Source organism: Kitasatospora paranensis, assembly GCF_039544005.1.
In the GTDB taxonomy this organism is placed as follows: Bacteria; Actinomycetota; Actinomycetes; order Streptomycetales; family Streptomycetaceae; genus Kitasatospora; species Kitasatospora paranensis.
On the sequence record NZ_BAABKV010000001.1, the window covers coordinates 7,109,612 to 7,121,715 of the forward strand.

A 12,104-nucleotide genomic window follows, 5' to 3' on the forward strand; every position below is an offset into this window, starting at 1 on the left:
CCGCGGGGGCGGTGCCGTGGCCGCGCGTGCCCGGTCCGGGGCCGGGGCTACCGGAAGGACGTCAGGTAGCCGGCGGTCGGTGAGCCCAGGCCGGTGGCGTCGTCGTAGCCCTTGACCGCGTTGAGCGTGGTGTCCTCGCCGAAAGCGACCAGGCGCACCCGCAGGGTGCCGCCGACCAGCCCCTGGTCGGCGACGGCGCTGAGCGGGGGCTGGTCCTTCGCGGCGGCCTGGTCGACGACGTCGTGGAAGGCGCCGCTGCCGGCCCGCGCGTACAGGACGGGATTGGCGAACCCGAGCGGGCTGCCCTTGCGGGCCTCGATGGCGAGGGCCTGCACGGCCGAGAACTCCGGAGCGGCGACACTGGTGCCGCCGTAGCCGCCCTCGCTGTACGTGCCGCCGGGGGAGTAGCCGACCAGGACGGAGGTGTACAGGTCGCCGTTCATCGCGACGTCGGGCGTGACCCGGCGCGCCGACGGCGCCTTGGCGCCGGTCATCAGGGTGTTCGCGAGCTTCCTGGGGACGGTGCCGGTCTGGTACCAGGGCTGCGCGAAGTCCTCGCTGGTGCCGCCGCCCCCGCCGAAGTAGAAGGCGCCGGGCAACGGCTGCCAGCTGCCGCCGTCCGGGGCGAGCCCGGAGCGCAGCGTGCCCATGTCGGTCTCGAAGCCGTAGCCGCCCTTGGCGTCGGCGGTGGCCAGGGCGGTGCCGCCCACCGAGGTCACCCACGGGTCCGAGCTGGGCCAGTCGGCCTGCGCGCGGCTGGTGCTCGGGTCGCAGTTGACGCCCGTCGCGGCGGCGGCCGGGGAGGAGTCGCCGCAGTCGCCCGCGGAGAAGTCGAAGCCGATGCCCTGGATGGCGCCCTGCTGGAAGACCTGCTCGTACGCGGCGATCTCGGCGGGCGGGATGTCCCCGAACGCGCCGTGCATGATCTCGCCCCAGGAGTTGGAGACGACGTCCGCGAGGTGCCGGTCGACGATGGTCGACAGGGCGCTCAGCAGGTCCTGGTCCGAGCACGAGTCGGCCCCGACGTAGAGGACGTTCGCGTCCGGCGCGAGGCCGTGCACCATCTCGACGTCCAGCGCCTCCTCGCCGGCCCAGCCCTCGGGGCCGCCGCAGGCGTCCTGGTTGTTCCACCCGGCGCGGTTCACCAGCTCGGTGTACTGGCCGGGCCGGAACGGCCGGTCGCCGTGCAGGGTGGCGAAGCGGTCGGCGTCCGCGGCCATGGTCGCGGAGCCGTAGGCGTCCACGACGGCGACCGTGGCGCCCTTGCCGGTCAGGTGGGAGCCGGTGATGCCGTACGCCGTGCGCAGCTGCGAGGGGGCCAGCGAGCACTGGTCGTAGGTCGTGGCCGGGGCGTAGCCGGTCGGGCCCGCGGTGACCCTCTTCTGGCCCCAGTGGTCCGAGCAGGTGGGGGTGGTGGGGAAGGTGGAGGCGCCGGGAGCCGTGCCGGTCCTCCCGGCGGTGGAACGGACGGCGACGGAGTGCGGCCTCGCCCGCGGAGTCTCCGTGCTCAGGCCCGTGACGCCCAGCACGGCGGAGGCGACCCCGGCCGGGACGACCGCGTCGCCGACCGGTGCCCGCCGGGTCGTCCCGTCGACGGTGTACTGGTGGATGCCCGTGCCGAAGGCCCTGCCGCCGGCGGCGCTGTCGCCGGTGGCGTCGACGTAATGGGCGGTGGTCGCGGTGACCTTCAGGCCTGCGCCGGCCAGCCAGGACTTCACATCGGCGACCTGCCGGGCGGTCGCGCCGAAGCGCTGCTGCACCTGCGCGGACGTCAGGAACGCGCCGTACTGCGCGCCGCCCTCGGTGGAGACCGCCCGGGCGTACGCGGCCAGGCCGGCCGGGTCCTGGCCCGCCAGGTAGACCCGTACGGCGATGGCGGTGGTGGTGGGCAGGGCGCCCCGGTCGGCCGAGGGCTGCGCCCAGGCCGGGTGGGTGCCGGCGAGGGTGCGGACGCTGCCGCTGCCCTCGGCCTGCGAGGCGGGGGCGACGGCGAAGGCTCCGGCGAGCAGCGCCGCGCAGGCGAGGGCAGCACCCGCGCTCCGGTGCCGGCGCACGCGGGGGATCCGGTGGTCGGTGATGACGACTCCAAGGGGGATGGCGCCGGCGGCCCGCGGTGCGGTGCGCCTGCCGGTGCGGTGACGAGTGGTCGGGGGAGCGGGAGGGGCCGGGGCCGTGGGGAGCGCGGCCCCTCCCGGTCGGCGCTACTTCACGCCGTACGCGCGGAGCACGGTCTGGGTGACGGTGTTGCCCTTGTCGTCCTCGGCGGTGCCGCGGATCGACACGTAGCGGGCCGACTTCGGGGCCTTCACGTCGGCCGTCCACCGGCCGTCGGCCGTGCGGTGCAGGCTCAGTGGCACCCAGCTGGAGCCGTCGTCGAACGAGACGCTCAGGGTGGCGCCGTCGATCGTTCCGGCGCCGGTCACCCCGTCGAGGTGCGAGGCGGCCAGGGTGAGCGCGGTGCTGCGGGCGGCGTTGCCGGAGAGGTCGGTGGTCACGCCGTAGTCGAGCTGGATCAGCGGCAGCCGCAACCAGCCGTTGCCGGAGGTGAAGCCCCACTCGGTGCGGGTGGCCGGAGAGGTCGGCAGGACGCCGCTCTGGCTGGTCTCGGCGACCAGCCGGTAGGCCAGCGGGGCACTGCTGGGGGCCTGGGCACCGAGCTGCTGGTAGACGGTCGATCCCAGCTTGGTGTCACCCTGGTAGAGCGTCACCGTCTCGTGCATCCGGTCGCTCGCTTCCCACAGGTTCTGGTCGAAGCCGTCGTGGCCGCTGCCGCCCTCGCCCCAGCCGGGGATGTTGAGGACGAAGTAGTCGCCCTGCCGGTTCGGCAGCGACTGGCTCTCGTTCAGCCGCGGGTGGTAGACCGGCAGGAACCAGTCGCCGGCGGTCCGGGAGCCCTTGGCCGGGTCGGTGATGAGCGAGCGCTCCTCCACCGCGGGGCTGGCGGACTGCTCGTACCAGCGGAACGCGCCGTTGCCCGGGGTGACCCAGTCGGTGCGGGTGGTGCCCAGCGCCTGGACGGTCGCGTAGCCGACGCCGTACTGGTCGAAGTCCTGCATGTCCCACCGGCCGTTGCTGCCGGGCTCGCCCGGCTGCCCGGCGAAGCGGGAGTCGATCCGGGCCAGGTCCTGGGGCTGCGGACGGTAGGTCAGGTCGGTGGCCGGGACGGCGCCGTCGTGCCGCTCCACGAGGTCGTAGACGTACGGGGAGACGGGCGTGGAGCGGACGTGCAGCTTGAGCCCGGGCCGACCGGTCGCCGAGATCAGGGCCGCGCCCTCGGCCGGCTGGAGGCTCGCGACCTCGATCGGGCTGTTGCTGCCGTAGTCGGCCGAGCCGTACCAGGTGCTCAGCCGGGCCGGGTTGTCGTTGACGACCAGCAGCAGCTCGGCGCCGGCCGCCGCGGCGGCGGCCGCCTGGGCGGTGTCGGCCTGGTGCTGGGCGGTGAAGTCCGCCTTGCGGTCGTACGAGACCACGACGGCCTTGCCCTTGGCGTTCAGCCCGGCGTAGTCGGCGGCGGTGCCGCGGCCGGCGTAGACGACGTCCAGGTCGGAGGTGCCGGCCGGCAGCCGGGTCGCGCCGGACTGCACCACGACGTCCGGGAAGTTCTGGTCCGGGAAGCGCTTCTGGGTGGCGCCGACGGTCAGCAGCGGGGCGGCCTTGCGCCAGCGGGTGTCGAAGTGGAAGTCGCCGCTGGTGACCTTCGCCGTGCTCTGCGCCCAGACGCTGGTGAACGCGATGGGCATCAGGTAGTTCTCGTTGAAGGTGAAGCCGCCCGCGACGCGGTTCCACTCCACCCGGGTCAGCTGGTTCTCGGCCGGCTGCGGCACGATCGAGGCCACCTGGTGGGCCTGGCGGGCGTCGAGGTCGGCCTCGCGGTCGCGGTCCAGCTGGATCTGCGGCACGGACAGCACGCCGAGACCCATGTCGTCCGGTCCGGCCGCACCGGGCAGGTCGGCGTACATGAGCGCCGAGTACTCGCCCTTGGGCAGGCGCAGGGTGACCGAACCGCTGTCCGGGATCTGCACCGGGAAGGGGGTGTCGTCGCCGGTGCGGTAGAGCACGGCCACACCGGGGACGGGCGCGCCGGCGCGGTCGGCGGTCTTCACGGTGAGGTTGTGGCGCTCGTCCTCGCGGTCGAGCCCGATCAGGGAGTGCGCGAGCACCGTGCCGGCCGCGTCGGTCGCCTCGACCTGGCCCGAAGTGGCGCCGTAGGGTGCGGAGTCCGGGTCACCGGTGACGGTCGCCGAGGTCGTGCCGTGGGCCGGCACGGTCAGCGTGCGGGCGGAGAGCGCGAAGGCCGGGGAGGCGTCCTTGCCGTCCGGGCCGGCGGCCTTGGCGGTGAGGTTCAGGGTGACGTCGGCACTGCCGGTGTTGGTGTAGGTGATCGTCTGCGCCGACGGCTTGTCCGCGGTGTGGGGCCAGCCGTAGAAGCCGGACCAGGCGGTCGCGGTGGCGGTGACGGTGCCCAGCGCGGCGGCCTTGGCGTCCAGCCGGCCGGAGCCGCCCTGGCTCACCGGGATCGCCGGGGTCTCGTGCGCGGTGCTGACCAGGGCGTCCTTGATCTGCCGGCCGGTCCAGTCCGGGTGCTGCTGGGCGACCAGCGCGGCCGCGCCGGCCACGTGCGGCGTCGCCATCGACGTCCCGCTCATGGTCAGGTAGGAGCCGGAGCCCTCCGGCGCGTACTGCGAGCGGGCGGCGAGGATGTCCACGCCCGGTGCGGTGAGCTCCGGCTTGAGCGCGCCGTCGGGCCGGCGCGGGCCCCAGCTGGAGAACCAGGCGAGGTCGTCGGAGGAGTCGACGGCGCCCACGGTGAGGGCCGAGGTGGCGGCGCCGGGCGAGCCGATCCCGCCTGGGCCGGTGTTGCCGGCGGCGATGACGAAGAGCGCGCCGGTACTGGCGCTCAGGTCGTTGACGGCCTGGCTCATCGGGTCCGTGCCGTCGCTGGTCCCGGCGGAGCCGAGGCTCATGCTGACGACCTTGGCGTGTTCGGTCTGCGCCGCCCACTGCATGCCGGCGATGATCCAGGACTCGTCGCCGGAGCCCTCGTTGCTGAGGACCTTGCCGATCAGCAGGTGGGCGCCCGGGGCGACGCCCTTCTCCTTGCCGCCGGAGGCGGCGCCGGTGCCGGCCACGGTGGAGGCGGTGTGGGTGCCGTGGCCGTGGCGGTCGGTCACGTCCTCGCCGGGCACGAAGCTCTGCGAGGCGGCGACCTGCCCGGCGAGGTCCGGGTGCGCGGCGTCGACGCCGGTGTCCAGGACGGCGACGTCGACGCCCGTGCCGTCGTCGCCGGCCTTCCACACGTCCGGGGCTCCGATCTGCGCGGTGCTGTCGGCCAGGGTCGCCTTGACCTTGCCGTCCAGCCAGATGTGGCTGATGTTGCCGCCGAACACCGCGGCGGCGGGCTGCCGGGCGCGGCTCTGCGCGGACTGCGCGTTGTTGCCCGCCGACCGGGACTTGGCCCGGTCCAGGGCGCCGGCCGGGGTGAGGTCCTGCCAGAGGTTCGCCGCGGTGGACCGGCCGGCCGCGGCCGCCGCGCCGTGGATCGCCGCGAGGTCGCCCTTGGCCCGCAGCCCGCGCGGGGCGGCGGCCGCGGCCCGCGAGGCTCCGGTGTCGCCGTACTGCACGATCAGGGGCAGATCGGCGGCCGACGCGTCGTCATAGCCGTCGGCGATGAGCCGGGTGACGTCGAACAGGCGCTGGTCGAGGACGCCCGCCGCGAGGTAGGGGAGGGCCTCGGTCGGGTAGACGTACAGGTCCTTGCCGACGGTCTGGGTCTGGACACCGCCCGTCAGGTTCTCGGGCCGCCGGACGTCGGCGACGCTCTTGCCGTCGGCCAGGGTGGTGACGGTGACCTTGTCGCCGGTGATGAGGGTGACGGTGTGGGTGTCCGCGGTGCCGGACGCCTTGGCGGGGGCCGCGGTCGCGGCGTCCTGCCCGGCGGCGAGCGCCCCCGACGGGGTCACCGTCAGGGCGATGAGTGCCGTGCTGAGGGCTATGAGCCCGCGACGGCGCGGTGATGAGAACGGCAAGGGAGATGCCCTCCGGGTCTGGGGGAACTGGGGCAGAGGACATCCTGCTGTCGTCGGGGCGCCGGCCGGCGGGATTCGCCTGGCGGTTTACCGTCATGCCGCAAGCCCGCCAGGGCCCTGACGGGAAAGGATCGTGCCTGTACGTCAGATCCGTGACCGGTCGTGCCGGGGGCATGGCGGGGTTGCGGGGGAACGGTGTGCGGGGCGGGGGAGCCGGCAGTACCACGGCTCGTCGGGGGCGCCCCGGCCGCCCGTGCCGCGGCCGACGGGCTGCTCTCCGGTCAGGCGCCCGGCTCGGTCTCGGCGCGCAGGGCCAGCGCCTGGAGGACGTCCAGCGAGCTCAGGTCCGTCCGCCCGGTGTCGTGGACTTCGGCCAGCTCCCAGAACGCCATGGCGAACGCCGTGGTGAGCTGGAGGATGCGGCCGCCCAGCGCCTCGCTGACGATCGAGGCGATCTCCTCGGCGTTCGCGTTCGAGGGGATCGCGACGACGGGCATCACGTCGTTCAGCAGGTCCGAGACGATCCCCTGCTCGGTGTCGAGGTCGCTGTCGTCGGCGGCCGGCAGGTCGTGGATCCATGTCCCGGCCTGCGTGAGGATGCCGATCACGCGCTTCAGTACCTCGTTCTGCTCCATGCCCCGAGCATAGGAGCGGGGCCCGCGCGTCCGGCGGACCGCGGCCCCCGGGGCGCCGCTCGCGACGTCCGGGGACCGGGGCCCGGTTGAGGCGGCCTCAGCTCTGCGGGACGAACCGGCCGGCCTCGGTGATCCGGCGCAGGAAGCGGCGGGTGCGCTCGTGCTGCGGGTCGCCGAACAGCTGCTCCGGGGTGCCGCGTTCCAGGACGGCACCGGCGTCCAGGAAGCAGACCTGGTCGGCGACCTCGCGGGCGAAGCCCATTTCGTGGGTCGAGACGACCATGGTCAGGCCCTGCTCCTTGAGGTCCCGGACGACGGCCAGCACCTCGCCGACCAGTTCCGGGTCCAGTGCCGCGGTGATTTCGTCGAGCAGCAGCAGCCGCGGGCTCCCGGCCAGGGCCCGGACGATCGCGACCCGCTGCTGCTGGCCGCCGGACAGGCGGTCGGGGTACTCCTTGGCCTTGTCGGCGAGGCCGAGCCGGCCGAGCAGCTCCATCGCGCGCGCGTCGGCCTCGGCGCGGGCGATCCGGTGGACCCGGCGCGGGGCCAGGGTGACGTTCTCCAGCACCGACAGGTGCGGGAAGAGGTTGTACTGCTGGAAGACCACGCCGATCCGCCGTCGGACGGCGTCCTGGTCGACCCCGGGGGCGGTGATCTCCTCGCCGTCCAGCAGGATCGCGCCGTCGTCTATCTCCTCCAGCAGGTTGGCGCAGCGCATCAGGGTGGACTTGCCGGAGCCGGATGCGCCGATCAGCACGGTCACCGAGTGCGCCGGCACCGCGAGGTCGACGCTGCGCAGGACGACGTGGTCGCCGAAGGTCTTGCGGACCTCCTCCAAGGCCAGCACCGGCGCGTCCTGATTCTGCGGCGTCACACCGCACCTCCCTGCTGGCGGCGGCCGTCCGTCCGGGCCGTCACCCAGTCGGTGAACCGGGTGAGCGGTACGGTGAGCACGATGAACACCAGCGCCGACACCAGGTACGGCGTGTAGTTGAAGGTCTGGGCGGTGATGATCTTCGCCGCGTAGACGGCGTCGATCACGCCGCCGATGGACACCAGGCCGGTGTCCTTCTGCAGCGAGACCAGGTTGTTGAGCAGCGGCGGTACGACCCGCCGCACCGCCTGGGGCAGCACCACGTGCCGCATCGTCTGCGCGCCCGTCAGACCCAGCGACCGGGCGGCGGCCCGCTGGCTCGGGTGGACGGACTGGATGCCGGCCCGGAACACCTCGGAGACGTACGCCGAGTAGGTCAGCACCAGGGCCGCGCCGCCGAGCAGCAGCGGGTCGGTGGTGACGCCGGTGAGCCGCAGGGCCGGCACGCCGGTGATCATGACGAGCAGGCAGATGATCATCGGCAGGCCGAGGAAGAAGTCCACGTATGCGGTGACCAGCAGCCGTACGGGCAGGAACACCGGGCCCCGCAGCGTGCGCAGCAGTGCCAGCACCAGCCCGAGGACGAGGATCAGCGCGCCGCAGACGGTCATCAGTTCGAGGTTGATCCGCAGGCCGCGGAGCACCTCCGGCAGTGCCTGCCGGGCGTACGCGGCGTTGAAGAACGTCTCCCGGGTGCGCTGCCAGCCGGGCGAGTTGACGACCAGCAGGTACAGCGCCAGCGCCGTGACCGCGGTGCTCACCGCGGCGATCAGGGCCGAGCGGCGGCTGCGGCGCCGCCGGTGGGCCTCGCGGGCGAGCCGCCGGGCGGACGGGCGGTACGCGTTCTCCGCACCGTCCGCGGGCGTCCCGCCCTCGGCCGCGGCGGTGCTCACGAGAGGACCGGCGCGGCGACCGCGTCGGACAGCCACTGCTTCTCCAGGCGGGCCAGCGTGCCGTCGGCGCGCAGCGCGTCCACCGCCCGGGTGACGCAGCCGGTCAGCGCGCTGCCCTTGTCCAGCACCAGGCCGAACTGCTCGGTGGCGCCGCCGGTGTTCTGCAGCTGGCCGACCACCCGGGCGTCCGTCACCTCGGCCCCGGTGACGTAGAACGCGGTCGGCAGGTCCAGCACGAGGGCGTCGATCTGGCCGTTCTTCAGGGCGGTCTTGGCCAGGTCGTTGCTGTCGAACACGGCCGGCTGCACGGACGGCTTGATCTGTCCGGTCACGGCGGCCAGGCTCGTGGAGCCGACCTGCGCCCCCAGCTTGACGCCCTTCAGGTCGGCGAGGCTCTTCGCCGAGGCGGCCTTGGAGCCCTTCAGCGCGACCACCGCCTGGCGGACGGCGTAGTAGCCGGAGGAGAAGTCCACCGACTTGCGCCGGTCGTCGTTGATCGAGACCTGGTTGATGTCGAAGTCGAAGTCCTTCGCCCCCGGGGCGAAGGCCTTGTCGAACGGGCTGACCGTCCAGCCGACCTTGTCCTTGGGGTAGCCGAGCCGGTCCGCGACCGCGTAGGCGACGGCGGACTCGAAGCCCTGGCCGTTCGACGGCTTGTCGTCGGAGAACCACGGGGCGTACGCGGGCTTGTCGGTACCGATCGTCAGCGTCCCCGCCGTGTGCGTGGCCAGCGCGCCCTTGGCGCAGTCCGCCGCCGTGCTCGGTGCGGCACCGCTCGCGGCCGCCGTGCCGGAGGTCCCGGCGTCCTGCGGCGCGCACGCGGTGAGCACCGCGGCGGCGAGGAGGAGGGCGGCCGTCGACGCGCGCCCGGCGGTGCGGCTCGCAGAGGCAGTGGTCATGTCGGGACTCCAGGAGGGACGGGAGCGGGCGGGGCACAGGGGTGACCCGGGGACGTGCCCGGTACGGGCGGTGAGGGGTGGTGCTGCCGTCCGGCGGGGCCGCGCCGGCGGATCGGCGGGGCAGGGGCGGACGGGCGGGGCGGACGGGTACGGGACACCGCATCCGCGGTGCCTCCCCGGCCGGCGTCAGCAGCAGGGACAGCAGCCCGCGCGACGACAGGAGGGCACCGGGAGCAGGTCGGAACGGCGGTCCGCCGCCCGGCGAGTGATCCGGAGCATGGCGGGAGGTTCGCATCCCACCTGGACGCCTGTCCAGACGGGCCCGGATCCTGTCCACATTCCGGACACCCGGTCGCCCCCGGCCGGACGGTCCGGGCCCGGCGGGACCGCCCGGCCCCTGCGGGCGGGAGTCCCGGTGAGGCGCTCGGCGCGGCGTCCGGGTGCTCGGCGCCCTCCGGCAGGCAGACTGCCGGGGGCGGGCGAACCGCGCCGGCCCGCCGACGGGAGCAGGGAGCGCTCATGGCTGGGGAACACGCGATCGCGTCGGCGATCCGCGACGTGGACGGGCAGCTGCGCCGGCTCGCCCTCGATCCGGCCCGCAGGCTGGGCGACGACGTCCCGCTGGTGGAGCAGGAGCAGGTGCTGGCCGGCGTCGCGTCGCTGCTGGAGAGCGTGGCCGCGCTCGCCGGCACCCTGTCGGGCCGGATGACCACACCGGACGCCCGGGGGACCTTCCAGCGGGCCTCCGGGCAGCTGGGGACGGTGGTGACGGACCTCGTCCGCGCCGCACACCAGTCCTCGGAGGGCAGACCCTGACCGCTCCGGCCCTGACCGCTCCGGGCGCGGCATGCTCCGTCCCCGGTCAGCCCGCGCCCGGCGCTCCGGTGCCGGTTCGGCCGGCCGGCGCGGGGCCGTCCCGGTGGGCGGGCCGTCGACGGCGGACGGCGACCATCGCCGCGTCGTCGCCGAGGTGGCCGCCGGTGTGGGCGAGCAGGTCGGCGTAGAGCCGCTGCAGGAACCGCTCGGGGGTGAGACCGCTCCAGGCGGCGGCCCGTTCGGCGAGCGGGTAGAACGCGCCCTCGCCGTTCCGGGCCTCGACGACCCCGTCGGTGTGCAGGAACAGCAGGTCGCCCTCCTCGAAGGCGAAGGTCTCCGTGCGGTGGTCGGCCGGGCCGGCGAGGGTGCCGAGCCCGAGCGGCAGGGCGCTGTGCGCCGGGTCGAGGAGCAGGGCCGTCCCGTCGCGCAGCAGCAGGGGAGGCGGGTGGCCGCAGGTGACGGTGTGGACCACCGGCTCCCGGTCGGGGATGTCCAGCAGCGCGGCGGTCGCGAATGCCTCGTTGACCACGTCCGCGTCCGGGGACCACTGCGTGGTGTCCCAGCGGATCGCACCGTCGAGGTGGACGGCGAGGGCGGGCAGGGTGGCCCGGCGGTGGGCGGCGGCGCGGAAGGCGCCGGCGATCAGCGCGGCGTGGTTGACGGCCGCCAGCCCCTTGCCGCGGACGTCCCCGATCAGCAGCCGGGTGCTGTCGTCGGTGCGGGCGGCGGCGAACACGTCCCCGCCGATGTCGGCGTCCTGTTCGGCGGCGATGTACAGCGAGGCGATCTCCAGCGGGCCGCTGTGCTCGGGCAGCGGCTGCAGGAGGACCTGCTGGGCGGCCTGCGCGACCGACCGGGTGCGGGTGAGCTGGCGTTCGTGCCGGGCGCGGACGAGGCAGAACAGCACGATCAGGCCGGAGACCAGCACCAGGGCGCCGATCTGGGCCTGCAGGTTCTCCGTCGCCAGGACGCCGCGGGCGGCGCCGATGAAGACCTGCGCCGCGACGGCGAGCACACCGACGGCGGCGGTCAGCCAGGCGCCGGCGAACGCCGCGGTGATCGCCGGTGCGGCCACCAGCAGCGGCCCGAGGTGGATCGAGGGCGGCGCGAGCACGTCGACGGCGCAGATCGCGACGATCAGACCGAGCGGGATGAGCACCAGGGCCCGGCTCGGCCGCCGGGGGCGGCCCTGATCGGTGGGCAGCATGGACCCAGCTTGCTCCCGTACGGCGTTCCGTGCCCGACTCCGGCGCGGCCAGCCGGTGCCGGGCTCCGCCGGTACGGACTCCGGCGGTGCGATCGTGCCCGGGCCGCAGCGGACGGGGCGGGATCAGGCCGGCGGTTCGGCGTCGAGGTCCTCCTCGTGCACGATGTGCATGGCGGCCTCCTCCGCACCCGCGGCTCCCGCGTCGATGCCGACGTCGGACGCGAAGAGCGTCCGGTCGGTGCTCGCGTGGGCGCCCTCGTCCGGAGCGACCAGCCGCCCCGCCCGCTCCGCGCCGACCTCGCGGTCGATCGGCTCGCCCTCGCCGTCGGGCAGGTCGCCGATGCCGTCCCCCTCCTCCTCCGCGACCTCCGGCAGCTCCTGGGCGAGCCGCTGGTCGAGGCTCTCGCCGGTGCGCTGCTCGGCCCCGGTGAGGCCGGCCTTGGTGACGCCGAGCGGCCGCTCCGGCGGGGAGTACCCTCGTCCAGGATCTCGTCGTAGCCGCGTTCGTCCAGGGCGTCCTGGAGGTCCGGCGGCGTTGCGTCCGCCTGCTCCTCGCCGCTGCTGTCGAGCCGCTGCACGTCGTCCTCCGTGCGGTCGTCGCTCATGGTCGCCTCCGTTCGGCCCGCCGAATTCCGAGTGCCCCCGGTCCTGTGCCTACCCGGTGGGGGCCCCGGAACGCCCCTTCCGGGCGCCGCGCCAGCCGGACGGCCCTGTGCGCGGCGCGCCGAGGCGTCCGCCCGGGGGTGTCCGCGGG

At 74.7% G+C, this 12,104-nt stretch carries 8 protein-coding genes and 1 pseudogene; 1 reads left to right on the forward strand and 8 read right to left on the reverse strand.

All coding sequences use genetic code 11. The features are described 5' to 3' along the window. Positions 1–47 precede the first annotated feature (47 nt). The 6 genes from ABEB13_RS33840 to ABEB13_RS33865 form a co-directional block, all read right to left on the reverse strand. Positions 48–2,054, reverse strand: a complete 2,007-nt coding sequence (locus tag ABEB13_RS33840; RefSeq protein WP_345708515.1) for a S53 family peptidase — start codon at positions 2,052–2,054, stop codon at positions 48–50. A gap of 147 nt (positions 2,055–2,201) precedes the next feature. After that, a complete protein-coding gene (locus tag ABEB13_RS33845; protein WP_345708516.1) occupies positions 2,202–5,960 on the reverse strand; it encodes a S8 family serine peptidase in 3,759 nt (1,252 codons plus the stop codon). Between the two features lie 347 nt (positions 5,961–6,307). Continuing rightward, the gene (locus tag ABEB13_RS33850; protein ID WP_345708517.1) at positions 6,308–6,661 is read right to left on the reverse strand and encodes a hypothetical protein; all 354 of its coding nucleotides are present in this window, start codon (positions 6,659–6,661) and stop codon (positions 6,308–6,310) included. Positions 6,662–6,758: 97 nt separating this feature from the next. Beyond that, complete coding sequence (locus ABEB13_RS33855) at positions 6,759–7,535, reverse strand: amino acid ABC transporter ATP-binding protein (protein WP_345708518.1); 777 nt, start codon at positions 7,533–7,535, stop codon at positions 6,759–6,761. Then, a complete protein-coding gene (locus ABEB13_RS33860; protein ID WP_345708519.1) occupies positions 7,532–8,428 on the reverse strand; it encodes an amino acid ABC transporter permease in 897 nt (298 codons plus the stop codon). The genes ABEB13_RS33855 and ABEB13_RS33860 overlap by 4 nt, the downstream gene beginning before the upstream one ends. Continuing rightward, complete coding sequence (locus tag ABEB13_RS33865; protein WP_345708520.1) at positions 8,425–9,327, reverse strand: ABC transporter substrate-binding protein; 903 nt, start codon at positions 9,325–9,327, stop codon at positions 8,425–8,427. The genes ABEB13_RS33860 and ABEB13_RS33865 overlap by 4 nt, the downstream gene beginning before the upstream one ends. Positions 9,328–9,846: 519 nt before the next feature. Here ABEB13_RS33865 and ABEB13_RS33870 point away from each other — a divergent pair. Further along, positions 9,847–10,143 (forward strand): hypothetical protein, encoded by a 297-nt coding sequence (locus ABEB13_RS33870; protein ID WP_345708521.1) that lies wholly within the window; start codon positions 9,847–9,849, stop codon positions 10,141–10,143. A gap of 46 nt (positions 10,144–10,189) precedes the next feature. Here the strand turns inward: ABEB13_RS33870 and ABEB13_RS33875 are convergent, their stop codons facing one another. Both ABEB13_RS33875 and ABEB13_RS33880 read right to left on the reverse strand, forming a co-directional pair. Then, positions 10,190–11,350 carry a PP2C family protein-serine/threonine phosphatase gene (locus tag ABEB13_RS33875; RefSeq protein WP_345708522.1) on the reverse strand — a complete coding sequence of 387 codons (1,161 nt, stop codon included), beginning with the start codon at positions 11,348–11,350 and terminating at the stop codon, positions 10,190–10,192. Positions 11,351–11,473: 123 nt separating this feature from the next. Beyond that, positions 11,474–11,955 (reverse strand): annotated as a pseudogene (locus tag ABEB13_RS33880) (DUF5709 domain-containing protein). Positions 11,956–12,104 lie beyond the last annotated feature (149 nt).

Coding starts and splice junctions, on each gene's coding strand:
- ABEB13_RS33850 (WP_345708517.1), bottom strand. CDS start 6,661: ATGGAGCAGAACGAGGTACTGAAGCGCGTGATCGGCATCCTCACGCAG.
- ABEB13_RS33865 (WP_345708520.1), bottom strand. CDS start 9,327: ATGACCACTGCCTCTGCGAGCCGCACCGCCGGGCGCGCGTCGACGGCC.
- ABEB13_RS33870 (WP_345708521.1), top strand. CDS start 9,847: ATGGCTGGGGAACACGCGATCGCGTCGGCGATCCGCGACGTGGACGGG.
- ABEB13_RS33875 (WP_345708522.1), bottom strand. CDS start 11,350: ATGCTGCCCACCGATCAGGGCCGCCCCCGGCGGCCGAGCCGGGCCCTG.